This window comes from Streptomyces sp. NPDC016851 (assembly GCF_055562795.1).
Genome location: NZ_JBVHEP010000003.1, coordinates 150,051 through 174,853, shown reverse-complemented (window position 1 = coordinate 174,853; position 24,803 = coordinate 150,051). Strand labels below are relative to the sequence as shown.

The 24,803-nt window shown below is 72.0% G+C and carries 20 protein-coding genes; 14 read left to right on the top strand and 6 right to left on the bottom strand.

Features of this window, described 5'->3' with window-relative positions; genetic code table 11:
- Window positions 1–86 precede the first annotated feature (86 nt).
- Complete coding sequence (locus ACZ3I3_RS06020; RefSeq protein ID WP_467362948.1) at window positions 87–443, top strand: YciI family protein; 357 nt, start codon at window positions 87–89, stop codon at window positions 441–443.
- Window positions 444–490: 47 nt separating this feature from the next.
- Window positions 491–1,771 carry an RNA polymerase sigma factor gene (locus ACZ3I3_RS06015; protein ID WP_467362946.1) on the top strand — a complete coding sequence of 427 codons (1,281 nt, stop codon included), beginning with the start codon at window positions 491–493 and terminating at the stop codon, window positions 1,769–1,771.
- A gap of 3 nt (window positions 1,772–1,774) precedes the next feature.
- On the opposite strand, the gene ACZ3I3_RS06010 is transcribed toward ACZ3I3_RS06015, so the two are convergent.
- A complete protein-coding gene (locus ACZ3I3_RS06010; RefSeq protein ID WP_467362944.1) occupies window positions 1,775–2,938 on the bottom strand; it encodes a THUMP-like domain-containing protein in 1,164 nt (387 codons plus the stop codon).
- A gap of 185 nt (window positions 2,939–3,123) precedes the next feature.
- Here ACZ3I3_RS06010 and ACZ3I3_RS06005 point away from each other — a divergent pair, with 185 nt between their 5' ends.
- The 5 genes from ACZ3I3_RS06005 (at window position 3,124) to ACZ3I3_RS05985 (ending at window position 8,360) form a co-directional block, all read left to right on the top strand.
- Window positions 3,124–4,002: a polysaccharide deacetylase family protein gene (locus ACZ3I3_RS06005; RefSeq protein WP_467362942.1), complete on the top strand. Its 879-nt coding sequence runs from the start codon at window positions 3,124–3,126 to the stop codon at window positions 4,000–4,002.
- Complete coding sequence (locus ACZ3I3_RS06000) at window positions 3,999–4,745, top strand: polysaccharide deacetylase family protein (protein ID WP_467362940.1); 747 nt, start codon at window positions 3,999–4,001, stop codon at window positions 4,743–4,745. The genes ACZ3I3_RS06005 and ACZ3I3_RS06000 overlap by 4 nt, the downstream gene beginning before the upstream one ends.
- 339 nt (window positions 4,746–5,084) lie before the next feature.
- Complete coding sequence (gene groES, locus ACZ3I3_RS05995; RefSeq protein WP_003974211.1) at window positions 5,085–5,393, top strand: co-chaperone GroES; 309 nt, start codon at window positions 5,085–5,087, stop codon at window positions 5,391–5,393.
- 116 nt (window positions 5,394–5,509) lie between these two features.
- Window positions 5,510–7,135, top strand: coding sequence for a chaperonin GroEL (groL, locus tag ACZ3I3_RS05990; protein ID WP_467362939.1), 1,626 nt, complete (start codon window positions 5,510–5,512; stop codon window positions 7,133–7,135).
- A 172-nt stretch (window positions 7,136–7,307) separates the two neighbouring features.
- Entirely contained in the window at window positions 7,308–8,360 is a 1,053-nt protein-coding gene (locus ACZ3I3_RS05985) for a hypothetical protein (protein WP_467362938.1), read from the top strand.
- A 290-nt stretch (window positions 8,361–8,650) separates the two neighbouring features.
- On the opposite strand, the gene ACZ3I3_RS05980 is transcribed toward ACZ3I3_RS05985, so the two are convergent.
- On the bottom strand, window positions 8,651–9,358 hold the full coding sequence (locus ACZ3I3_RS05980; RefSeq protein ID WP_467362937.1) for an ester cyclase: 708 nt from the start codon (window positions 9,356–9,358) through the stop codon (window positions 8,651–8,653).
- A gap of 95 nt (window positions 9,359–9,453) precedes the next feature.
- On the opposite strand from ACZ3I3_RS05980, the gene ACZ3I3_RS05975 reads away from it, so the two are divergent.
- The gene (locus ACZ3I3_RS05975; protein ID WP_467362936.1) at window positions 9,454–13,059 is read left to right on the top strand and encodes a hypothetical protein; all 3,606 of its coding nucleotides are present in this window, start codon (window positions 9,454–9,456) and stop codon (window positions 13,057–13,059) included.
- Here ACZ3I3_RS05975 and ACZ3I3_RS05970 read toward each other — a convergent pair.
- A complete protein-coding gene (locus ACZ3I3_RS05970) occupies window positions 13,028–13,801 on the bottom strand; it encodes an SDR family NAD(P)-dependent oxidoreductase (RefSeq protein ID WP_467362935.1) in 774 nt (257 codons plus the stop codon). The genes ACZ3I3_RS05975 and ACZ3I3_RS05970 overlap by 32 nt on opposite strands.
- A gap of 119 nt (window positions 13,802–13,920) precedes the next feature.
- On the bottom strand, window positions 13,921–14,589 hold the full coding sequence (locus ACZ3I3_RS05965; RefSeq protein WP_467362934.1) for an MOSC domain-containing protein: 669 nt from the start codon (window positions 14,587–14,589) through the stop codon (window positions 13,921–13,923).
- A gap of 80 nt (window positions 14,590–14,669) precedes the next feature.
- Between ACZ3I3_RS05965 and ACZ3I3_RS05960 the strand changes: the two genes are divergently transcribed.
- Window positions 14,670–15,566 (top strand): LysR family transcriptional regulator, encoded by an 897-nt coding sequence (locus ACZ3I3_RS05960; protein WP_467362933.1) that lies wholly within the window; start codon window positions 14,670–14,672, stop codon window positions 15,564–15,566.
- Window positions 15,567–15,674: 108 nt separating this feature from the next.
- On the opposite strand, the gene ACZ3I3_RS05955 is transcribed toward ACZ3I3_RS05960, so the two are convergent.
- A complete protein-coding gene (locus tag ACZ3I3_RS05955; protein ID WP_107455880.1) occupies window positions 15,675–16,004 on the bottom strand; it encodes a WhiB family transcriptional regulator in 330 nt (109 codons plus the stop codon).
- 380 nt (window positions 16,005–16,384) lie between these two features.
- Here ACZ3I3_RS05955 and ACZ3I3_RS05950 point away from each other — a divergent pair, with 380 nt between their 5' ends.
- The 4 genes from ACZ3I3_RS05950 (at window position 16,385) to ACZ3I3_RS05935 (ending at window position 21,116) form a co-directional block, all read left to right on the top strand.
- On the top strand, window positions 16,385–16,996 hold the full coding sequence (locus ACZ3I3_RS05950; protein ID WP_003948568.1) for a response regulator transcription factor: 612 nt from the start codon (window positions 16,385–16,387) through the stop codon (window positions 16,994–16,996).
- Between the two features lie 643 nt (window positions 16,997–17,639).
- Entirely contained in the window at window positions 17,640–18,227 is a 588-nt protein-coding gene (locus tag ACZ3I3_RS05945) for a sigma-70 family RNA polymerase sigma factor (protein ID WP_010036508.1), read from the top strand.
- Window positions 18,228–18,381: 154 nt separating this feature from the next.
- On the top strand, window positions 18,382–19,887 hold the full coding sequence (guaB, locus tag ACZ3I3_RS05940) for an IMP dehydrogenase (protein WP_356925116.1): 1,506 nt from the start codon (window positions 18,382–18,384) through the stop codon (window positions 19,885–19,887).
- 104 nt (window positions 19,888–19,991) lie between these two features.
- Entirely contained in the window at window positions 19,992–21,116 is a 1,125-nt protein-coding gene (locus ACZ3I3_RS05935; RefSeq protein WP_086844453.1) for a GuaB3 family IMP dehydrogenase-related protein, read from the top strand.
- Between the two features lie 479 nt (window positions 21,117–21,595).
- Here ACZ3I3_RS05935 and ACZ3I3_RS05930 read toward each other — a convergent pair whose 3' ends face one another.
- Window positions 21,596–22,804 (bottom strand): nucleotide sugar dehydrogenase, encoded by a 1,209-nt coding sequence (locus ACZ3I3_RS05930; RefSeq protein ID WP_467362930.1) that lies wholly within the window; start codon window positions 22,802–22,804, stop codon window positions 21,596–21,598.
- A gap of 290 nt (window positions 22,805–23,094) precedes the next feature.
- Here ACZ3I3_RS05930 and ACZ3I3_RS05925 point away from each other — a divergent pair, with 290 nt between their 5' ends.
- The gene (locus ACZ3I3_RS05925) at window positions 23,095–24,801 is read left to right on the top strand and encodes a glycerol-3-phosphate dehydrogenase/oxidase (protein WP_467362929.1); all 1,707 of its coding nucleotides are present in this window, start codon (window positions 23,095–23,097) and stop codon (window positions 24,799–24,801) included.
- Window positions 24,802–24,803 lie beyond the last annotated feature (2 nt).

Here is a 24,803-nt window from a genome sequence, read left to right as displayed (position 1 = left end):
CGAGCGTGTCGATCCGGAGGTCTCCCGATCGACGCAGGGGTGAGAGCGAGGAAAGACCTCGCCCCGCACAGCACCGAGGAGTCACCATGCCGCGCTTTCTCACCCTGATCCGCATCGACGAGAAGAACGCCCCCGCCGAGGGCCCGAGCCCCGAACTCCAGGAGCGCATGGGCAAGCTCCTGGAGGAGATCACCAAGGCCGGGGTCATGCTCGACACGGCCGGTCTCACCCCGACCGCCGACGGCAGCCGGGTGACCTGGGAGGACGGGAAGCTCTCCGTCACCGACGGGCCGTTCACCGAGTCCAAGGAGGTCATCGGCGGCTACTCGATCAGCCAGTGCAAGGACAAGGCCGAGGCGATCGAGTGGACCAAGCGGTTCCTGTCCCTGCACGAGGACTACTGGACGATCACCGCCGAGGTCCGGGAGATCGCCGAGGGCTGACCGGTTCTCCTTGGCCGGGCGGCGCCGGGGGTGTCTGATGGTGGGTTGTGACCCCGCAGCCCACGCCCTCCCCGGCGCCCCGGCCCGACCGGACCGCCGAGGCCATCGAGACGGTCTTCCGCATCGAGTCGCCCCGCATCATCGCCGGCGTCGCCCGGGTCGTCCGGGACGTCGGCATCGCCGAGGAACTCGCGCAGGACGCGCTGGTCGCCGCGCTGGAGCGGTGGCCGCGGGACGGGGTGCCCGACAACCCGGGCGCCTGGCTCATGACCACCGCCCGCAACCGCGCCGTCGACCTGGTCCGCCGCCGCGAGAACTACGCCCGCAAGCTGGCGGAGATCGGCCGGGACCTGTCGGCGGTGGCGCCCCCGGAGGAGCCCGCCGACCCGGACGACATCGACGACGACCTGCTCCGCCTGGTCTTCACCGCCTGCCACCCGGTGCTGTCCACCGAGGCCCGCACGGCCCTCACCCTGCGCCTCCTCGGGGGCCTCACCACGGCCGAGATCGCCCGCGCGTTCCTGGTCCCCGAGCCGACCGTCGCCCAACGCATCGTCCGCGCCAAACGCACCTTGGCCACCAGGAACATCGCCTTCGAGGTGCCCTACGGCCCCGACCGCGAGGCACGCCTCGGCTCGGTCCTCGACGTCATCTACCTCGTCTTCAACGAGGGCTACGCCGCCACGGCCGGCGACGACTGGCTCCGCCCGTCCCTGTGCGAGGACGCCCTGCGCCTGGCCCGGGTGCTCTCGGCCCTCATGCCGAAGGAACCCGAAGTGCACGGCCTGACCGCGCTCCTGGAGTTCCAGGCGTCCCGCACGGCGGCGCGCACGGGCCCTTCCGGCGAACCCGTCCTCCTCAGGGAGCAGAACCGCGCCCGCTGGAACCGCATGCTCATCGCCCGCGGTGTCGCCGCGCTGGGCAGGGCCGAGGCAACCTCCTCCGGCGCCCCGGGCCCGTACCTCCTCCAGGCGGCCATCGCCGCCTGCCACGCGCACGCCTACACGTACGAGGAGACCGACTGGCCCCGCATCGCCACGCTGTACGGCCTGCTGGCCGCCCGCACGCCGTCCCCGGTCGTGGAACTGAACCGCGCGGTGGCCGTCTCGATGGCCGAGGGCCCACAGGCCGCCCTGCCCCTCATCGACGCTCTGCGCGGCGACCCCGCCCTGCGGGACTACCACCTGCTGCCGAGCGTCCGCGGCGACTTCCTCGCCCGCCTCGGCCGTACGGCGGAGGCCCGGGCGGAGTTCGAACGGGCGGCCTCGCTGACGCGGAACGAGCGGGAGCGGGAGCTGCTGCTGCGGCGGGCGGCGGAGCAGACCTGAAGGTCAGGCCGGGTGCCCGATGAGCATCGCCGGCGCCCCCGCCACCCGGGTCAGGAACACCGTCGCCGCGTGCGGCCCCTGGGGCTTGACCTTCCTGCGGAGTTCCTCCGGCTCGACCGCCGAACCGCGCTTCTTCACCGTGAGGTTCCCGACCTCCCGCTCCCGCAGCAGCGCCTTCAGCTTCTTGACGTTGAAGGGGAGATGGTCGGTGATCTCGTAGGCGGTGGCGTACGGGGTCGGGCGCAGCTCGTCCGCGGTGACGTAGGCGATCGTCGCGTCCAGCAGGCCGCCGTCGAGCTCCTCGGCCACCTCGGCGACCAGGTGGGCCCGGATGACGGCGCCGTCCGGCTCGTACAGGTAGCGGCCCGGCGGGCGGACCTGCGGGTCGGGCAGGCCGCGGGAGAGCAGGGTGCGCGGGCCCGGCAGCAGGGTGGCCCGTACCGCCCCCGGCTCGGTGCCGAACCACAGCACCGCCTCCTTCACGTCGCCGCCGTCGGAGATCCACTCGGCCTCGGCGTCCTCGGGGACCGCCTCGTGCGGGATGCCGGGGGCGATCTTCAGCGCGGCGGCGCGGGGGGCGCGGCGGGCCGCGGAGACCGCCCAGGACAGCGGCGGCGAGTACGCCTCGGGGTCGAAGATCCGGCCCCGGCCGCCGCGCCTGGCCGGATCGACGAACACGGCGTCGTAACCGGCCGTGTCCACCTCCGTGACATCCGCCTCCCGCACCTCGATCAGGCCGGCCAGCCCCAGCGCCTCGGCGTTCGCCCGGGCCGCCGCGGCCGTCGCCGGGTCCCGGTCGACGGCCAGGACCCGGATCCCGGCCCGGGCCAGCGCGATCGCGTCACCGCCGATGCCGCAGCACAGGTCGGCGACCGAGGTCACGCCCGACTCCGCGAGCCGCCGCGCCCGGTAGGCCGCCACGCTCGCCCGGGTCGACTGCTCCACCCCGTTCGGCGTGAAGAACATCCGCCCCGCGTCCCGCGCCCCGAACTTCACCACCGCCCGCTGCCGCAGCCGCGCCTGCCCCAGCGCCGCCGACACGAGCTCGGCGGGGTGCTCACGGCGCAACCGGGTCGCGACGGCCAGCTCCCGCGCCGGATCGGTGTCCCGCACCTCGTCGAGGAGGGCGCGGCCTTCGGGCGTGAGGAGGAGGGCGAGGTCGTTCACCGGATCATTGTGGGCCACGGGGTGGTGTGGGCGGCCGTCCGGCCCGGCCCGGACCGTGTGTGGGCCACTCGGTGGATGCTGCGCCGTCCGTCGCGGTGTCGGGGCCGGTCCGGGGAGGCCGGCTGCGAGGATCCCGCATCATGCGAGCAGTCGTACAAAATGACAAAAGGCGGGCATCTGGCGGTGTGCGGATCGGCCTCGCCGTGCTCATCCTCGCCGCCATCGCCTCGGGCTGCGCGCAGGGCGACAACGGCCGGATCACCGCGGCCGGCGGCCAGCAGCCCCTCGACGCGCCTCCGGCCCGCGCGCTCGACTCCTACGCCTCCAAACTGCGCACCGCGCACGCCGCCCGGGTCGCCGCCGCGCAGCGCTGGGGGCTGCGGACCGTCCCGCTGAACGCCCCGCCGGCCCCCGCGAAGAAGCCGAGGATCAGGACCCGCGAGGGCTTCGCGGTGAAGGGCCACCGGAGACTGAACCTCCCGCCCGTCTTCACCACCGTCCCCACCCGCGACAAGGTCGTCTTCCTCACCATCGACGACGGCGCCGAGAAGGACCCGGCGTTCCTGCGGATGATGAGCGACCTGAAGGTCCCGTACAGCGCCTTCCTCAGCGGCTACCTGATCCGGAACGACTACGGCTACTTCGAGAAGATGCAGGACCGGGGCGTCGTCCTGAACAACCACACCCTCCACCACCGCCTCATGCGGGGCCTGCCCTACCGCACGCAGAAGCGCGAGATCTGCGGCATGCAGCGCCTCATCGAGAAGCGCTACGGCACGCGCCCCACCCTCTTCCGCCCGCCCTACGGCAGCTACGACAGGGCGACCCTGCGCGCCGCCAAGGCCTGCGGCATCGAGTACGCCCCCCTCTGGAACGAGGAGGTCTTCGCCGACCACTGGGAGTACCGCGAGTGGGACCGCAGACTGCACCCGGGCGACATCGTCCTCACCCACTTCCGCGGCCGCGACCACTGGCAGGGCACGATGCCCGACATGATCCGCCGCTTCCTGGACAAGGTCACGGCCGAGGGGTACGCGGTGGGCCGGCTGGAGGACTACCTGTGAGGCGGCGGACGCCGGCCGCCGTGGTGTGCGCGGGCGCGATCCTGCTGGCGGGCTGCGCCGGGGCCCCGGCGGAGCACACGGGCGCGGACGGCAGGGGCCGGTCCCCGGCACACGCGTCGAGCGACGTCCGCGGGCCGGACCGAGGCGACCGGGACAGTCTCCCGCCCGTCGTGGACCACGTCCGCACCCGCGACCGGGTGGTCTTCCTGACCTACGACGACGGCGCCGAGCGCGACCCCGGCTTCGTCACCCTCGTCCGCGAACGGCGGCTGCCGGTCAGCATGTTCCTCACGGACAGCGTCGTGGGTCCCGGCTACGGCCACTTCGCCCGCCTGCGCGCGGTCGGCGCGTCCATCCAGAACCACACCCTCGACCACCCCGCGCTGCGCGGCCTGCCCTACGCCGGCCAGCGCGCCGAGATCTGCGGCCAGCAGCACAAGCTCCGCTCCCGCTTCGGCATCCGCCCCCGCCTTTTCCGCCCGCCCTACGGCACGTACGACACCGCGACCCTGCGCGCCGCCGCCGACTGCGGCATCCGGGCGGTCGTCCTGTGGCGGGCGTACCTGAACCCCGACGGCACCCTGACGTACACCCGCGGCAAGCCCGCCCTGCGCCCCGGCGACGTCATCTCGGTGCCGTCCGGTGAGAGTGCGTCCCTCACGCTCACGGAACGGACTCGGCGCCTGCTGAGGGAGATCGAGGGCAAGGGGCTGCGGGTGGGGCGGCTGGAGGACTACCTCTGACGTCTCGGCCGGCGGTTTCGGTCAGCCCGTCCGGCGCTTGAGGACGAGGCCGTCCAGGCCGAAGCGGGGGCCCGGGGGCGGCAGCCCCCGGAAGACCAGGACACCGACGCCGGGCACCTGCACAAACGTACGGCGACCTCGGAACCGGCCGACGCGCCGCCGGCAATTGGCACTCCGCTTGACCGAGTGCTAATCGCAGTCATAGTCTCGGCTCTGGCACTCCCCACTGGAGAGTGCCAACACAGCGACGGGCAGGTCCGGCACCCGCGACGACGGATCCACCTGGTCGCCACCTCAGACAGTTAACCCCGTGAGATCTCCGAAGGGGGAGGTCGGATCGTGACGACCACCAGCTCCAAGGTTGCCATCAAGCCGCTCGAGGACCGCATCGTGGTCCAGCCGCTCGACGCCGAGCAGACCACCGCCTCTGGCCTGGTCATCCCGGACACCGCCAAGGAGAAGCCCCAGGAGGGCGTCGTCCTTGCCGTGGGCCCGGGCCGCTTCGAGGACGGCAACCGTCTTCCGCTCGACGTCTCCGTCGGCGACGTCGTGCTCTACAGCAAGTACGGCGGCACCGAGGTGAAGTACAACGGCGAGGAGTACCTCGTCCTCTCGGCCCGTGACGTGCTCGCGATCGTCGAGAAGTAATTCACCCCAAGCACATTGCTTTGAGCTGCGCCCCTGGCCCCCCGCGATCGATAAGAAGCCGGGCGCCCGGGGCGCAGTGCCGTTAACCCTGATTCCGGAAGAGGGCTCACGCTCCCATGGCGAAGATCCTGAAGTTCGACGAGGACGCCCGTCGCGCCCTCGAGCGCGGCGTCAACAAGCTTGCCGACACGGTCAAGGTGACGATCGGCCCCAAGGGCCGCAACGTCGTCATCGACAAGAAGTTCGGCGCCCCCACCATCACCAACGACGGTGTCACGATCGCCCGCGAGGTCGAGATCGAGGACCCGTACGAGAACCTCGGTGCCCAGCTGGTCAAGGAGGTGGCGACCAAGACCAACGACATCGCGGGTGACGGTACGACCACCGCGACCGTGCTCGCCCAGGCGCTCGTGCGCGAGGGCCTGAGGAACGTCGCCGCCGGTGCCTCCCCGGCCGCCCTGAAGAAGGGCATCGACGCCGCCGTCGCCGCGATCTCCGAGGACCTGCTCGCCTCGGCCCGCCCGATCGACGAGAAGTCCGACATCGCCGCCGTCGCCGGGCTGTCCGCCCAGGACCAGCAGGTCGGCGAGCTCATCGCCGAGGCGATGGACAAGGTCGGCAAGGACGGTGTCATCACCGTCGAGGAGTCCAACACCTTCGGTCTGGAGCTGGACTTCACCGAGGGCATGGCCTTCGACAAGGGCTACCTGTCGCCGTACTTCGTGACGGACCAGGAGCGCATGGAAGCCGTCCTGGACGACCCGTACATCCTCATCACGCAGGGCAAGATCTCCGCCATCGCGGACCTCCTGCCGCTGCTGGAGAAGGTCATCCAGTCCAACTCCTCCAAGCCGCTGCTGATCATCGCCGAGGACGTCGACGGCGAGGCCCTGTCGACCCTCGTCGTGAACAAGATCCGCGGCACCTTCAACGCCGTCGCGGTGAAGGCCCCCGGCTTCGGCGACCGCCGCAAGGCGATGCTGCAGGACCTGGCGGTCCTCACCGGCGCCACGGTCGTCTCCGAGGAGGTCGGCCTCAAGCTCGACCAGGTCGGCCTGGACGTGCTCGGCTCCGCCCGCCGCGTCACCGTCACCAAGGACGACACCACGGTCGTCGACGGCGCCGGCAACAAGGACGACGTGCAGGGCCGCGTCGCCCAGATCAAGGCCGAGATCGAGACCACCGACTCCGACTGGGACCGCGAGAAGCTCCAGGAGCGCCTCGCGAAGCTGGCCGGCGGCGTGTGCGTCATCCGTGTGGGTGCCGCCACCGAGGTCGAGCTCAAGGAGCGCAAGCACCGTCTGGAGGACGCCATCTCCGCGACCCGCGCCGCGGTCGAGGAGGGCATCGTCTCCGGTGGTGGCTCCGCTCTGGTCCACGCCGCCAAGGTCCTCGAGGGCAGCCTCGGCAAGACCGGCGACGAGGCCACCGGTGTCGCGGTCGTCCGCCGCGCGGTCGTCGAGCCGCTGCGCTGGATCGCCGAGAACGCCGGCCTGGAGGGCTACGTCATCACCTCCAAGGTCGCCGAGCTCGACAAGGGCCAGGGCTTCAACGCCGCCACCGGCGAGTACGGCGACCTGATCAAGGCCGGCGTCATCGACCCGGTCAAGGTCACCCGCTCCGCCCTGGAGAACGCCGCCTCCATCGCCTCCCTCCTGCTCACGACCGAGACCCTGGTCGTCGAGAAGAAGGAAGAGGAGGAGCCGGCGGCCGGAGGCCACAGCCACGGCCACTCCCACTGAGGCATGACGGCTGAGGGCTGACGGCGTCAGCCCGCCCGAGCCCGAGCGAAGGCCCGGCACCCCGGAGACGGGGCTGCCGGGCCTTCGCCGTGCCGTCCTCCGCCGGTCAGGGAACCGCGCCGGGGCCGGCGACGGTCTACCCACAGAGCAGTCGGATCATGAGGGGGTAGGGATGAACCAGGTGCTCTACGGGGAACGGTCCCGCAACCCGCTGGCGCGGACGATGCGGCTCACCGAGGACGGACTGCGCAGGGGCGGCAGGACGACCCCGCTGGACGAGCTGAACCTCGCCGCCATGGCAGAAGCGTTCCTGCGGGGCTGCTGGCTCGGGGGCGGGGGCGCCGAACGCCCCCTGGGGATGCTGCCCCAGGGCCCCGGCGTAGTCCCGGTCACCCGCGTGACCGGCACCACCACCCCCCTGAAGGCCCGTCAGGCTGCCGACTTCGCCCGCGCGCTGGGCGAACTGGCGGTACGCAGGTGCGGCGGGCCGGACCACGTGGCCGACCTCGCCGCACAGGCACAGGCGGAGGGCGTGCCGCTGTGGATCGCGCGCCGCCATGCGCCAGGCCCGGCCGGACGGGTGACCGTCGCCGTGGACCGGCGCTCGGTACGCGTGGACGTCTGGGGCCCGCACGCCCCCGCTGTGCGCCTGCGGGCACCGTACGGTTACCGCCCCGACACCGCCGACCGGGCCAACGGCCTGGTCATGACCGTCGGTGACATCACCGCACAGCTCGAACTGCGCAAGAAGGTGCGCAAGTCCAAGAGCAAGGTCGAGATCCGCCTGCCGGACCGGCTCTGGACCCTGCGCCGCGAGAACGCGGAGAGCTCGTGGCTGCTGCGCGACGACCAGCGGGTCGCGCTGCTGACCCGCCCCTCACGGTGGCCCGGCCCCCCGCCCGGCTCGGTGCTGCTGCCGCTGGCCGACGTGCACCACGAGAGCCCCGACCCCCTGGACGCCGTCATGGCCCACGCGGTCGCGGTGTCCTTCGGCCTCGGTGACACCACGGGCCTGGCCAGGTTCCGCGCCGTGAAATCCCGCCCTGCCAGGGACGGGGACACCTGGGACCGCCCCTGGTACAGCAACCTCGGCAGGGACCGCGACGACAACGAGCCCGGCGGCGGCGACGGCTGGGGCAGTGACGGCGGGGACGGGGGCGATGGGGGCGGGGGCGGCAGTGACGGCGGCGGTGGGGACGGAGGAGGCGGTGGCGGAGGCGACTAGCCGTCCGGCGGCCGTATCCCCTTCCGCGTCCTGAGCTCGGGTCCGGGTCCGCGCCCGGGACCGGAAAATCGTCCAGGGATGGTCATCCTCCCCTGACGACAGGTGCAGAATCCCAGTCGTCCCTCTGACACCGACGCCCGGAGTCTCGGCTGCGGCGGCTCCATGAGGCCCGGCCGCTGAACATCGAGGAGGCGGCAACAGCAGGCACTCCGACCAGGGTGTGGCCACCGCACACCCTGGCGTGTGCGCACCATCGCCGCGCGGATCGGCTGACCGAAGGAGTACCGAGGTCACAGCTCCGTAGGCTCCAGAGCCCCCAGCTGCTGCATCAGCCCCAGCCGGTCGTACTGCCACCAGCCCTCGGCGAGCTTCCCGTCCGGCGTGCAGCGGTGGATGGTCGTCCCGGTCATGGTGACGTCCTTCCCGGTCGGCGGAATCCCGAGGAAGTCACCCTTGTGCCTGCCCCGGAAGGTCCACCGGGTGCACACCCGGTCACCCTGGGCGATCTGGTCCTCGATCGTGAACGAGATGTCGAACCCGCCCCGCCACACCTCCACCTCACGCCGCATCGCGTCCAGCCCGATGACGTCGTGCACCCGGGCGGGATCGTGGTCGTGGTAGTCCTCGATGAACACGTCGTTCAACGCGGGCGCCGCACCCTGCCCCGGCGCCACCTCGAAGAACCTGCGCGCCGTGGCCGCGTTCAGCTGCTCGTCCCGCACCACGTCCAGGTCCGTGAACGTCGGCGCCTCGTCGCAGAGCGCCACCATGTCCTGGAAGATCCGGTCGGTCTCCGGAAGCCCGGAGTTGCGCATCGCGTCCTCGTACGACGGGAACTCCACGATCTCGACGATGTGCGAGGAGTCGGCCCGGTCCTTCGCCACCACACTGTGCGTAGCGGTCCGTTTCCCCTTGGTCTGCTCGACCCACCTGTCCATCAGCCGGTTCATCTCGTCGAGCCGGCTGGTCCTGCATTCGATGAGCTGTACGAAGGTCATGGCCTCGCCTCCGGCCCCCCTGGGTCCGGCTGAACAGCTCCATTGTCCCCGCGGGAGCCGCTCGTCGCCTCCCGGCCCTTTGGCATCATGAGGCCATGCGCTGGCGGGGGAAGCGGGGGGAGCGGTCGGTGGCCGCGGGTGGTGACATCGCCCTGGCCGTCACCGGCGATCACAACCGCATCCTGCTCGCCCCGGCGGTGCGTTCGGCGTACCGGGAGCAGGTCCGCCGCATCGCCCCGCCTCAACTGGTCGGCCGCGAGGAGGAGTTGGCCGAGCTGTCCGCCTTCGGCATGGCCGACTCCGGCCCGGCGTACGCCTGGTGGCGCGCGGGCGCCTGGGCCGGCAAGACGGCACTGCTGTCATGGTTCGCCCTGCATCCTCCGCAGGGCGTACGGATCGTGCCGTTCTTCATCACGGCTCGCCTGGGCGCCCAGAACGACGTCGCGGCGTACGTGGACGTCGTACTCGAACAACTGGCGGAGCTGGCCGGAGAGGCCCTGCCCGCCCACCTGACCGTGGCGACCCGCGAGGCCCACCTGCTGTACCTGTACGGCGCCGCCGCCCGCGCCTGCGCCGAGCGCGGGCAGCGCCTGGTCCTCCTGGTCGACGGCCTGGACGAGGACCGCGGCGTCACGACCGGCCCGGACGCCCACAGCATCGCGAGCCTGCTGCCCGCCCGACCGGAGGCCGGCATGCGGGTCCTGGTCGCCGGGCGGCTCAACCCGCCGCTGCCCGGTGACGTACCCGAGGACCATCCGCTGCGCGACCCCGCGATCGTACGGACGCTGTCGCCGTCCCCGTACGCCCGGGCGATCCGCGCGGAGGCGGAACGCGAACTGAAGCGGCTGATCGGGACGGGCGGCCTGGAGCACGACCTGCTGGGCCTGGTGGCGGTGGCGCGCGGCGGCCTGACCGCCGAGGACCTGGCCGCACTGACCGGCGCGGTTCCGTACCGGGTGCGCGATGTCCTGAGCACCCGGGCCGGCCGGACCTTCGGCCTGCGCGCCGACGTCTACCTGCTCGGTCACGAGGAGCTGCAGTCCCAGGCGGAGGAGATGCTCGGCCCGTCCGAGATGGACCTCTACCGTGCGAAGCTGCACACCTGGGCGGAGGAGTGGCGCGGGCGGGGCTGGTCGGAGGGGACGCCGGAGTACCTGCTGCGGGGGTACTTCCGGATGCTCCGGTCCACCGGTGACCTGGAGCGGATGCTCCTCTGCGGGGCGGACACCCGACGGCAGGAGCGCATGCTGGCCCTGACCGGCAGTGACGCGTCCGCCGTGACCGAGATCCACCTCACCGAGGACCTGATCATCGAGCGCGGTGCGCGCCGGCCGCTCGACTCGCTGCGCCTGGCGATCCACCGGGAACGGCTGGTCGACCGCAGCGCGGGCGCCCCGGACTCCCTGCCGCACGCCTGGGCCCTGGCCGGGCAAACCGGCCGGGCCGTCGCACTGGCACGCAGCCTCCCGAACGGCCGTCGCCGGGCCATGGGCCTGGCCGCCGTCGCCGACGTGCTGCTGGATCGGGGAGACGGCGACGGGGCACTGGAACTGCTCGCCGAGGCGGAGCAGGCCGCGCGCCAGGGCGAGGGGCAGAGCCGGGACGACCTGGCGCGCTGCACGGTGGCGGGCCTCTTCGCCCGGGCCGGGCAGTTCGACCGGGCGGCAGCGCTGGCGCGGACGGTCAGCACGCAGTACTTCGATGTCCACACGTACGTTCAGGTCGGCGAGGCCTGTCTCGCGGCCCAGCGGTGGGATCTCGCACAGGACCTGGTCGACGGCGCGCCCAACGAGGAGTGCCGCACCGGTATGGAGAACACCGTGATAGCGGCCCACGCCGCCGCAGGCCGGCACGCCGAGGCGGAGGCGATGGCGAGGGCCACCGCACCGGGTGCCCGGGCCGGCGCGCTGATCACCCTGGCGTCCGCACTGCGCGAGTCCGGGCAGCACCGACGCGCTGACGCCCTCTGTGCCGAGGGCGTGGCGGGGGCGCGGGACCGTGCGGAACCCGAAGACGTGGTGGACCTCCTGGCCGAGGCAGGTGAGTTCGACCAGGCCGAGACGTTCCTGTCCGGCCTGCACGTCGAGTCGGGCCGCTGGGAGGCCGCGGAGAAGCTGGCCGGGTGGCTGGCGTGGGCCGGGGAACTCGACCGGGCCGAGGCACTGCTCGACACGGTCGGCCCGGGTCGTGACCACCACGTGCTGCGGGAGGTGGCACAGGCCCGGGCGAGAGCCGGGCGGTACGAGCAGGCCGAGGAACTGGCCCGGCAGATCCCCGCCGCAGATGTCGCGTCGGCGGCGCTGTGCTCGATCGTGCGCATCATGGCGGACGGGGGCGAGGCCGACCGCGCCTGGTCGTTGGCACGCTCCCTCGGCCCGCGGACGGAGGGCCCGTCAGCCCTCTACGAGGTCGTCGAATCCCTCGCACAGCACGGAGACCCGGACCGGGCCCGGGCTCTCGCCGACTCCCTGGCGGTGGAGCACACGCACGCGTCCGTCGAAGTGGCTGCCGCGCTGGCGCGGACGGGACGGAGCGAGGAGGCCGCGCGGCTCCTGCTGGACCTGGAGAGCCGGACCCGAGTGCTCCATCCGCTGACGGCCGCCCGGAAACTCGGCGTCGCCGCCACGGCTCTGGCCGAAGCGGGGCACCGGGAAGCGGCGCTCGCGGTGCTCGACGGGACCGAGCCGCTGGTCACGGACCGCCGGAGCGAACTCCACGGCTCGCCGGGGGAGTACGGCTTGGCCCTGCGGCAGCTGGTCGCCGCTCGCACGGCCACCGGACAGCTGGACCGGGCGGAGACGCTGGCAGCGCGGGCATCCGACGACTACGAGCGGCGAAACCTCCTGGCCCCGGTGGTGCAGGGATGGGCCAGGTCCGGTGAGGTGGACCGGGCCGTAGCGGGGATGACGGCCGAGGCCGAGGAGGACTCCGCACTCGCGGGAATCCTGGCGCCGCTGGACATGCCATTCGCTCGCGGTCTGGCCGAAGCCGGCCATGCCGCACGGGCCGAGGCCCATGTGCGCGAGAACCCCCGGCCCGGCGCCCGTACCTCAGCACTCTGCGAGCTCGCCGTGACGTTTGCCGAAACGGGTCACCTCGACAGGGCACGGCGCATCGTCGACGAAGTGATCACGCTCGCGGGCGCGTACGACCGCCCCTCCACGATGGACCTGAGCCCTCTGGTCAGGGCCCTGGCCGCGGCGGGGGAGACCGAGGCCGCCCAGGCCGCGCTCGACGCCATGCCGCCACCGGGTCCGCCGAGCGGTTCCGCCTGGTACATCGGGGTCGTAGCCGTGGCCGAGGCCCTGACCGCCCTCGGGTACCACGAGCGTGCCCTGGAGGTGCTGCACACCATCGAGGACCCGTACGACCGCGCTCAGGGGACGCTCGCCCTGGTCTACGCGCTGGCCGCGTCGGGAGAGTACGCCCGCGCCGAGGAACTCGCACGGACGCTGTCCGCTCCCGCGACGCTGTCCAGGGCCTGGGCGCGCATCGCGGCCGCCACGACCGACGGCGAACAGGCCCGGCGCCTGGTTGCCCTGGCCCTCCAGGGCGGTGAGTGGGTGTCGGCCCTGCCCGCCCTCCTCAGGCAGGCACCGGACGTGGTCCCGCTCGTGGTGGAGGCGGCCGCCGCGATGAAGTCCGCCTGCGGGCAGCACACCGGGGCTCCTACTGAGGCCCGTACTTCCGGCCCGTCTTAGACGACACCGCCCCGAGCACCCCCCGCGGCACCAGCTTCGCCGCCCCCATCAGCGCCTTGTAGCGCGGGTCCGGGATCGACACCGTCTTCCCGCGCGCCAGGTCGTGCAGGGCCGCCGCCACCAGCTTGTCCGCGTCGAGCCACATCCAGGCCGGGATGTTGTCCGTGCCCATGCCGGCCCGCGCGTGGAACTCGGTGCGCACGAAGCCGGGGCAGAGCGCCATCAGCCGTACGCCGCTGCCGGCCAGGTCGCGCGCGGCGCCCTGGGTGAACTGCACGACCCAGGCCTTGGACGCGCCGTACGTGCCCCGCGGGACGAACGCGGCCACCGACGCGACGTTCACGACGCCGCCGCGGCCGCGCTCCCGCATGGCCTCCGTCGCCGCGGACGTCAGCCGCAGCACCGCCTCGCAGTGCACCTTCAGCATCCGCAGCTCGTCGGCCATGGGGACGTCCAGGAAACGGCCCTTGTTGCCGAATCCGGCGTTGTTGACCAGCAGGTCGACGGGGTTCTTGCGGTCGCCCAGCCGGCCGGCCACCGACTCGATGCCCTTGTCCTCGGCGAGGTCGGCCGTCAGCACCTCCGCCTCGATGCCGTGCCGGTCGTGCAGCTCGGTCGCCTGCTCCCGGAGCCGCTTGGTGTCGCGGGCCACCAGCACGAGGTTGTGCCCGTCCGCCGCCAGTCGCCGCGCGAACGCGGCCCCGATGCCTGCCGTCGATCCCGTAATCAGAGCCGTTGTCATGGCAGAAGGTTAGTGACCTGGACCATGTGCATCCGCTTGCCTGCGGGGGTCCCGCCGGTGAAGGGTCGGTGGAGACCCGCACGGCGAGCGGCCCGTGAGGGCCGATCGGCGAGCAGCCGTCAGACCCCGCGCTTCTCCGCGTACTCCCGCGCCAGCCTCAGGGACTCCGGGTGCAGCGCCTCACCCGCCGGCAGCAGCCGCGGCAGCAGCGTCCGCTCGGTGGTCACCGCCCGGAACTGGAGGGCCACGGTCACGTCGTGCTCCGGCCGGTGCACGATCTCCACGGGGTCGCCGGCCCGAATCTCGCCGGGTTCGATCACCCGCAGATACGCCCCGGGCGCGCCCCGCTGCGTGAACCGCTTCACCCACTGCTTCTCGTCCAGATGGCCCTGGAACGTGCGGCACGGGATCCGCCCGCAGGTGACCTCCAGCACCACCTCGGGCCCCACGCGCCAGCGCTCGCCGATCAGCGCGCCGGACACGTCGAGACCTTGTGTCGTGAGGTTCTCGCCGAACGACCCGTCGGGCAGCGTCCGGCCCAGCTCGCGTTGCCACGCGTCCATGTCCTCGCGCGCCATCGCGTAGACCGCCTGGTCGTCGCCGCCGTGGTGCTCCAGCTTGCACACCGCGTCCCCGGCCAGCCCGCTCCCGCCGACGCCCTTGGGTCCGGGCGCCGAGACCCGCACCGGCCCGTCCACCGGCCGCTTGTCGATTCCGGTCACACCCTCCGGGTTGTCCGTGTACGGCACGGGCTTGGCGCGACCCAGATTCAGAGACAGAAGCTTCATGCCCGCACGGTAGGGGAACCGGCCCCAAAGCGTCGACGCATTATTGGGAGCGGCTTCAAAGGGTCGCTTATCCTCGAAGAGTGATCGAAGCCCGTCATCTCCGTGTCCTGCGCGCCGTCGCGGCCACCGGCTCCTTCTCCGCCGCGGGCCGCGAACTGGGGTGCACCCAGCCCGCCGTCAGCCAGCAGATGAAGGCCCTGGAAGCATCCGTCGGCACGCCTCTGCTGATCCGCACGGGACGCGAGATGCGCCTGACCCAGGCCGGCGAGGCGCTGGTGCGGCACGCCGCCGGGATCCTCGCCGGGCTCACGGCCGCGGAGGAGGAGGTCGCCGCCATCGCCGGGCTGCGCGCGGGCCGGGTCCGGCTCGTCTCGTTCCCCAGCGGCAGCTCCACGCTCGTGCCGACCGCCCTCGCCGCTCTGCGCGACGCGCACCCCGGCACCCGGGTCTTCCTGGAGGAGGCCGAACCGCCCGCGTCCGTCGGCATGCTGCGCGAGGGCGACTGCGACGTGGCGCTCGCCTTCCGCTACGAGGGGGCGGCGGGCGCCGAGGAGTGGGAGGACCTGGTCGTACGGCCGCTGTTGTCGGACCGGCTCGTCGCACTCGTTCCGGAGCGGCACCGGCTCGCGGGCGCGCAGTCCGTCGCGATCGGCGAACTCGCGCGGGAGCCGTGGATCGCGGGCTGCCCGCGCTGCCGCGGCCAGCTCGTCGAGGTGTGCGCGGCGGCCGGCTTCACCCCGCGCATCGACTTCGCGACCGACGACTACCCCGCGGTCGCCGGCCTGGTCGGCGCCGGTCTGGGCGTGGCCGTGCTGCCCCAGCTGGCCATCGAGTCCGTACGGCCCCGGGGAGTCCGGACCGTGACGCTGGAACCGGCGGTGCGCCGGGAGATCGTCGCGCTCACCCTGCCCGACCTCGCACAGGTCCCGGCCGTGGCGGCGACGCTCGGCCAACTGGCACGGGCCGCCCGCCGCTAGTCACGGCGCAGGCGCGTCCGGCCACAGCGCAGGCGTGTCCGGCCACCGCGCAGGCGCGTCAAAAACCGACGGCACGCGCGCGCGTGCCTGTCTCGCAGAAACGTTCCTTCAGTTGTTCGAGGCGGCGTGCCCGCCGGATGCCGACGCCGACACCAGCCGGTTGCGCGCCCGCCCCATCAGCTCTTCGCGCTCGTCCTCGGTCAGCCCGCCCCACACGCCGTACGGTTCCCGCACCGCCAGCGCGTGGGCGGCGCACTCGGCACGCACAGGGCACCTCATGCAGACCTCTTTGGCCGAGTTCTCGCGAGCGCTCCGAGCCGCACCGCGCTCGCCCTCCGGATGGAAGAAGAGCGAGCTGTCCACCCCGCGACAGGCAGCCAGCAGCTGCCAGTCCCACAGGTCCGCGTTCGGTCCGGGAAGGCGGGAGAAATCTGCCATTACGTGACCCCTTGTAGCCGTTCTGGGCGGATCTGGTGTCCACGACCGTACAACTACGATCTAAGGAGATGAAAATATGACTCATTGCGAATCTAGCTCCAGACACTGGCAAAGCGGAAGAAATGGATCCGAACGGGGCATAGGTTGTGATGAAAGTTCGAGGGTCTGTTGCGCATGTCTGCACCGTGTCCGGCCCCTCACGTAGAGTGCCGAAGATGTCAGCCGCCCCCGTAACTCTTTCGAGTGACCGTCGTTGAGAGTGCGAGGCGGTTGAAGGAACAAGCGCTCGGGCAGGCGTCCGAGGCGGTCGACCGCACAGGTGACGATTTCGTACCAGCCTGGAGGCTCAAGGTGACGCGCATCAGCTGCGGAGGGCGGCCATGACTTCCGTCCTCGTCTGCGACGACTCCCCGCTTGCCCGAGAGGCGCTCCGCCGCGCGGTCGCGACCGTGCCCGGCGTAGAGCGCGTGACGACGGCGGCCAACGGCGAGGAAGTCCTCCGCCGCTGGGGGGCCGACCGCTCGGACCTGATTCTGATGGACGTACGCATGCCCGGCCTGGGCGGCGTCGAGACGGTCCGGCGGCTGCTGTCCGCCGACCCCGGTGCGCGCATCATCATGCTCACCGTCGCCGAGGACCTGGACGGTGTGGCCCTCGCGGTCGCCGCCGGTGCCCGCGGCTATCTGCACAAGGACGCCTCGCGCGCGGAGCTCCGCGCGACGGTGACGCAGGCCCTGGCCGACCCGACCTGGCGGCTCGCCCCGCGCCGGCTGCGCTCGGCCGAGATGGGCGCCGCGCCGACGCTCACGGCGCGTGAGATCCAGGTCCTCGAAGGCATGAGCCACGGCCGCTCGAACGCCGAGATCGGCCGCGAGCTGTTCCTCTCCGAGGACACCGTCAAGACGCACGCCCGGCGCCTGTTCAAGAAGCTCGGCGCCTCGGACCGGGCCCACGCCGTGGCGCTCGGCTTCCGGTGGGGTCTGGTGCGCTAGGGGATGTCCGCAAGGTCCCGCCTGCCCCGCGGTACCCGGCACGCACTCTCGCCGCACCGGTCGAACACCCGCGTACAACCAGTACGCGGGCGTCCGCCCGGCATGCCGAGAGCACGCACCGGACGCCGCAGGGCCCGCCCTCCGGGCGGACGACGGGACTTCACGGACACCCCCTAGGGCCTGTCCTCCGGATCGGGTCGTCTTCGACGCGCGGGCTCCGGCCGGAGCCGGAGAGCGGGGGCATGTGGATGCCCCCGCGCGAGCCGTACACGCGGGTGCCGAGGCCGACGGCCGACGACAGCCTCGGAGCGGATCCATCCCCGCCCGGGCGGGGTCGGGAGCGCGGCAGGGCGCACGCGAGAACCCACGGCCCCGGTGTGATCCGAAAGGCGGGTCCCAGCGGTCGCAGTGGGGGCACGGAATGCCAGGTCGGCGGGGGTGGACCCGGGGTCCGCCGGGAGCCCGCTGCTCGTTTCGCCGCGGATGCCGCATCCTTGAGGGTGTGGAGTTCCTCGGGGACGAGTCGGTCGAGCGGAAGGGGAGGGCGCAGGGGATGAGTTCCGGCGCACCTGCTCATAACGCTTCGGTGCACAACAACGGGCGCGGTGCCACGGACCCGGCGGCCGCAAGGCACCATGGACCGATGCGCGACGACGAGGCGGTCAATGCCCAAGGGGCGATCGGCGCGCTCGTCCACCGCGCCGTCGACGGGGACGAGCAGGCCACGCACGACCTGCTCGCCCATGTCCACCCCCTGGCCCTGCGCTACTGCCGCACCCGCCTGTCCCGCCTCCCGGGCGACGCCCGGCACTTCGTGGAGGACCTCGCCCAGGAGGTCTGCGTGGCGGTGCTCCTCGCACTGCCCCGCTACCGGGACACCGGGCGCCCCTTCGAGGCGTTCGTCTTCGCCATCGCCGCCCACAAGGTCGCCGACCTCCAGCGCGCGGCGATGCGCCACCCCGGCTCGACGGCCGTCCCCTCCGACGAGATGCCGGAGCGGCCCGACGACTCCCTGGGACCGGAGGAGCGCGCCCTGCTCAGCAGTGACGCGGAATGGGCCAAGAAACTGCTGGCCAACCTGCCCGAGAATCAGCGGGAGCTGCTGCTGCTGCGGATCGCGGTGGGCCTCACGGCCGAGGAGACGGGCCAGATGTTGGGAATGTCACCCGGCGCGGTCCGGGTGGCGCAGCACAGGGCGCTGAGCCGGCTGCGGGCGCTGGCCGAGCAGTAGCCCTCGGGAACAATCACCCTCTGTTGAACAGGCGGTGCGCAGCTTCCGTACGAACATACGAAGCCCGGAGCCAGGCGGAACCGTGGAATGAGACAGCTGCGCTTCCCGTTAGCATGGACATCCGCACCGATCAAGGCCATTTGGGGAAGGTGTCATGACTGCCAACGTCGACGGAGTGCCCGGTAAATTCGCGACACTCGGGCTGACCTACGACGACGTGCTGCTGCTGCCGGGTGCATCCGAAGTGCTCCCCAACGCGGTCGACACCTCGTCCCGCATCTCCCGCAACGTGCGGGTCAACATCCCGCTGCTGTCCGCCGCCATGGACAAGGTGACCGAGTCGCGCATGGCGATCGCCATGGCCCGCCAGGGCGGCGTCGGCGTCCTGCACCGCAACCTCTCCATCGAGGACCAGGTCAACCAGGTCGACCTGGTGAAGCGGTCCGAGTCCGGGATGGTCACCGACCCGATCACGGTGCACCCGGACGCGACGCTCGGCGAGGCCGACGCCCTGTGCGCCAAGTTCCGCATCAGCGGCGTCCCCGTCACCGACGGCAACGGCAAGCTGCTCGGCATCGTCACCAACCGCGACATGGCCTTCGAGACCGACCGCTCCCGTCAGGTGCGCGAGGTCATGACCCCCATGCCCCTGGTGACCGGCAAGGTCGGCATCTCCGGCCCCGACGCCATGGAGCTGCTGCGCCGCCACAAGATCGAGAAGCTTCCGCTGGTCGACGACGCGGGTGTCCTCAAGGGCCTCATCACGGTCAAGGACTTCGTCAAGGCCGAGCAGTACCCCAACGCGGCCAAGGACGCCGAGGGCCGTCTCCTCGTGGGCGCCGCCGTGGGCGCCAGCCCCGAGGCCCTGGAGCGGGCCCAGGCGCTCGCCGCCGCCGGTGTGGACTTCCTGGTCGTCGACACCTCGCACGGCCACAACAGCAACGCCCTCAGCTGGATGTCGAAGATCAAGTCGAGCGTCGGCGTCGACGTGATCGGCGGCAACGTCGCCACGCGCGACGGCGCCCAGGCGCTGATCGACGCGGGTGTCGACGGCATCAAGGTGGGCGTCGGCCCCGGCTCGATCTGTACCACCCGGGTGGTCGCCGGTATCGGTGTCCCGCAGGTCACCGCCATCTACGAGGCGTCCCTCGCCGCCCGTCCGGCCGGTGTGCCGCTGATCGGTGACGGCGGTCTGCAGTACTCGGGCGACATCGGCAAGGCGCTCGCCGCGGGCGCCGACACGGTCATGCTGGGCAGCCTGCTCGCCGGCTGTGAGGAGTCCCCGGGCGAGCTGCAGTTCATCAACGGCAAGCAGTTCAAGTCGTACCGCGGCATGGGCTCGCTCGGTGCGATGCAGTCCCGCGGCCAGGCCAAGTCGTACTCCAAGGACCGCTACTTCCAGGCCGAGGTCGGCTCCGACGACAAGCTCGTGCCCGAGGGCATCGAGGGCCAGGTGCCCTACCGCGGCCCGCTGGCCAACGTGCTGCACCAGCTCGTCGGCGGTCTGCGCCAGACGATGGGCTATGTGGGCGCCGCCTCCATCGACGAGATGGAGACCAAGGGCCGCTTCGTCCGGATCACCTCCGCCGGTCTCAAGGAGAGCCACCCGCACGACATCCAGATGACGGTCGAGGCACCCAACTACAGCCGTAGTAAGTAGTCCCCAGGCCTGCCGAGGGCGGTTCCGGAGCATCCGGGGCCGCCCTCTCCATGCCCGTCGGCGATACTGGAAGACGCTGAAACGCAAAGGGAAAGGCCACCAACGTGACTGAGATCGAGATCGGGCGCGGCAAGCGCGGCCGCCGGGCGTACGCCTTCGACGACATCGCCGTCGTCCCCAGCCGCCGTACGCGGGACCCGAAGGAGGTCTCGATCGCCTGGCAGATCGACGCCTACCGCTTCGAGCTGCCGTTCCTGGCCGCCCCCATGGACTCGGTCGTCTCCCCGGCCACCGCCATCCGCATCGGCGAGCTCGGCGGCCTCGGCGTGCTGAACCTCGAAGGTCTGTGGACGCGCTACGAGGACCCGCAGCCGCTGCTCGACGAGATCGCCGAGCTGCCCGCCGAGGCCGCGACCCGGCGCCTCCAGGAGATCTACGCCGCGCCCATCAAGGAGGAGCTGATCGGCGCGCGGATCAAGGAGGTGCGCGACTCGGGCGTGGTCACGGCCGCGGCGCTCTCCCCGCAGCGCACGGCCCAGTTCTCCAAGGCCGTCGTCGACGCGGGCGTGGACATCTTCGTCATCCGCGGTACGACGGTCTCGGCGGAGCACGTCTCCGGTTCGCACGAGCCGCTGAACCTGAAGCAGTTCATCTACGAGCTGGACGTCCCGGTGATCGTCGGCGGCTGCGCCACGTACACCGCCGCCCTGCACCTGATGCGCACCGGCGCGGCCGGCGTGCTGGTCGGCTTCGGCGGCGGCGCCGCGCACACCACGCGCAACGTGCTGGGCATCCAGGTCCCGATGGCCACCGCGGTCGCCGACGTGGCCGCGGCCCGCCGCGACTACATGGACGAGTCCGGCGGCCGGTACGTGCACGTGATCGCGGACGGCGGTGTCGGCTGGTCCGGCGACCTCCCCAAGGCGATCGCCTGCGGCGCCGACGCGGTCATGATGGGCTCCCCGCTCGCCCGCGCGACCGACGGGCCGGGCAAGGGCAACCACTGGGGCATGGAGGCCGTGAACGAGGAGCTGCCGCGCGGCCAGAAGGTCGACCTCGGCACGGTCGGCACCATCGAGGAGATCCTCACGGGTCCGTCCCACACCCCCGACGGCTCGATGAACCTCTTCGGCGCGCTGCGGCGGGCGATGGCCACGACCGGGTACAGCGAGCTGAAGGAGTTCCAGCGGGTCGAGGTGACGGTGGCGGACTCGCAGCACCGGCGGTAGTCGGTAGCCCCAGGACGGGACGAGGAAGGGCCTGGTCACTCGAGTGAGTGACCAGGCCCTTTCGCGTGCCCAACTGGCCCTGGCGGGGCGCGTGTTGGCGTAGGGGGGCGCGTGGTTGCGCCCATGGGACGCCACCGCAAGCCCACCCGCTGGGACCGACTCCGTCTTCGGATGGTGCAGTGCCGGAGGAGGTGGATCTTGCGACTTTTCGGATGGTGAGCGGCCGCCCCTATGGAAACTAGGGGCGGACACTCCGTGATCCATCCAGGAGCCTGCCGCAGTGCCCTCTGCGGTGGGCTCCACCTTGCTTCGGATGGTGAGCGGCCGCCCCCAAGAGAGCTAGGGGCGGACACTCCGTGATCCATCCAGAAGCCTGCCGCAGTACCCCCTGCGGTGGGCTCCGCCGTCTCCCAAGGTACTGGCGGCGGGGTGCCCCGCGCCACCAGCCCAGGGGGCTCAGCGCCCCCACGCGCCCCTCTTCACAACCGATGCGCCGCCCCCGTGGGCGCCGCCCCCCGCGTGTCCAGCAGCAGCTGCGCCTTCACCGACAGGCCTTGCAGGTCGTAGGTGCGGTGCTGCTGGAGGAGGATGGTCAGGTCCGCGTCGGCTACCGCCTCGTAGAGGGAGTCCACGCGGGGGACGGGGCGGTCCAGGACGCTCCAGGCGGGGACGTACGGGTCGTGGTAGCTGACCGAGGCGCCCAGTTCCATCAGGCGCAGGGCGACCTCCTGGGCGGGCGTGCCGTGCAGGTCGGCGAGGTCGGGCTTGTAGGTGACGCCCAGGAGCAGCACGCGTGCGCCTCGGGCCGACTTGCCGTGCTCGTTGAGGAGCGTGGCGGCGCGCTGGACGACGTAGCCGGGCATGCGGCTGTTGACCTGCTGGGCCAGTTCCACCATGCGCAGAGTGCGGCCGCCCTGGGTGGTCAGGTCCTGCGGGACGGCGTGGCCGCCGACGCCGGGGCCGGGGCGGAAGGCCTGGAAGCCGAACGGCTTGGTCTCCGCGCAGCGCACGACGTCCCACAGGTCGACGCCCAGGTCGTGGCAGAGGACGGCCATCTCGTTGACGAGGGCGATGTTGACGTGCCGGTAGTTGGTCTCCAGGAGCTGCACGGTCTCCGCCTCGCGGGGTCCACGCGCGCGTACCACCTTGTCGGTGAGCCGTCCGTAGAAGGCGGCGGCCGACTCCGTGCAGGCCGGGGTGAGGCCGCCGATGACCTTGGGGGTGTTGGCGGGCGTGAAGTCGCGGTTGCCGGGGTCGACGCGGCTGGGGGAGTAGGCGAGGTGGAAGTCGCGGCCCGCGCGCAGACCCGATCCCTCTTCGAGGAGGGGGCGCAGGCATTCCTCTGTCGTCCCTGGGTACACAGGGGACTCCAGAATCACAGTGGTGTGGGGGCGCAGATGCGCGGCCAGGGTGCGGGCGGCCGCCTCCAGCTGGCTCAGGTCGAGTCCGCCGTCCGCGCCCCGCGGGGTCGGTGCGCAGATGACCGCGGTGCGCACCCGGCCGAGCTCGGCGGCGTTCGTGGTCGGCCGGAAGCCCCCCGAGAGCATCCGGCGCTGTTCGGCGGCGCTGAGGGAGCCGGCCTCGGGGCCGGTCCGGTAGCCGATGGTGGCGACGCCTGCGGCGACGGCGGCCTGCGCCAGGGGCAGGCCGTACGGGCCGAGTCCGATGACGGCGAGATCTGCGGGCATGGCGTGGCCGTCCTTCCCGATAGCCGAAGTGGGACAGGTACGCAAGCCCTGTGGACAGGACGGGCGAGCGCAATGTCAGACTAGGAGTAAATATGACCGATATGCGGGATTGCTCGCCCGAGTTTCGGTGAGTGTTCCGTGGGCGTTGTCCACAGGCTTGTGGCCCGTGGTGGCTGAAGTCGGGCAAGACGGTCAGAATTTGGGCATGGGATACGGACGGGGTCTCACCCGACGGGTGCGGCCGGCGCGACCGAGGCGGCACCAGCCGTCGCGATGAGCGGGAGGCAGCGGTGAGGACAGCGACACTCGGGCCGGCGCAGCGCGTCGAGTCACTCGCATCTATGGCCGAGCGCGAGCTGGACGTGCTGGTGGTGGGCGCAGGCGTGGTCGGTGCGGGCACCGCCCTGGACGCCGCGACCCGGGGCCTGTCCACGGGACTGGTGGAGGCGCGCGACTGGGCGTCCGGCACCTCCAGCCGGTCCAGCAAGCTGATCCACGGCGGCCTGCGCTACCTGGAGATGCTCGACTTCGCGCTCGTCCGGGAGGCGCTGAAGGAACGCGGCCTGCTGCTGGAGCGGCTCGCCCCGCATCTGGTGAAGCCCGTGCCGTTCCTGTACCCCTTGCAGCACAAGGGCTGGGAGCGGCTGTACGCAGGGTCGGGCGTCGCGATGTACGACGCCATGTCGATGGCCCGGGGTCATGGCCGGGGCCTGCCCGCGCACCGCCATCTGACCCGCTCTCACGCCCTGCGCGTGGCGCCCTGTTTGAAGAAGGACGCGCTGGTCGGGGCGCTGCAGTACTACGACGCCCAGATGGACGACGCCCGGTACGTGACGACCCTCGTGCGCACGGCGGTGGCGTACGGTGCGCAGGCCGCCAACCGCGCGCGGGTCACAGGGTTCCTGCGCGAGGGCGAGCGGGTCGTCGGCGCGAAGGTGCAGGACGTCGAGGCCGGCGGCGAGTACGAGATCCGCGCCAAACAGGTCGTCAACGCGACCGGCGTGTGGACGGACGACACCCAGGCGATGGTCGGGGAGCGCGGCCAGTTCCACGTCCGGGCGTCCAAGGGCATCCATCTGGTCGTACCGCGCGACCGGATCCACTCCACGACCGGGCTGATCCTGCGCACGGAGAAGTCCGTGCTGTTCGTCATCCCCTGGGGCCGGCACTGGATCGTCGGCACCACGGACACCGACTGGGACCTCGACAAGGCCCACCCGGCCGCATCCAGCGCGGACATCGACTACCTGCTGGAACACGTGAACTCGGTGCTCGCGGTGCCGCTCACCAGGGATGATGTCCAGGGCGTGTACGCGGGCCTGCGGCCGCTGCTGGCGGGCGAGTCGGACGCCACCAGCAAGCTGTCGCGTGAGCACACCGTGGCGCATCCGGTGCCCGGGCTCGTCGTCGTGGCGGGCGGCAAGTACACCACCTACCGGGTCATGGCCAAGGACGCGGTGGACGCGGCGGTGCACGGGCTGGACATGCGTGTCGCCGAGTGCGTCACCGAGGACGTGCCGCTGCTGGGCGCCGAGGGCTACCGGGCGCTGTGGAACGCGCGGGCGCGGATCGCCGCCCGGACCGGACTCCACGTGGTGCGGGTGGAACACCTGCTGAACCGGTACGGGACGATGACCGAGGAACTCCTCGCGCTCATCGCCGAGGACCCGTCTCTGGGCGAGCCCCTGTCGGCGGCCGACGACTATCTGCGCGCCGAGATCGTCTACGCGGCCTCGCACGAGGGGGCGCGGCATCTGGACGACGTGCTGACCCGGCGGACGCGCATCTCCATCGAGACCTTCGACCGGGGCACGCGCAGCGCACGGGACGCCGCCGAGCTCATGGCGCAGGTCCTCGGCTGGGACAAGGACCAGATCGAGCGCGAGGTGCAGCACTACGAGAAGCGGGTGGAGGCCGAGCGTGAGTCGCAGCGCCAGCCGGACGACCTGACGGCGGACGCGGCGCGGCTGGGGGCGCCGGACATCGTGCCGCTGTAGGC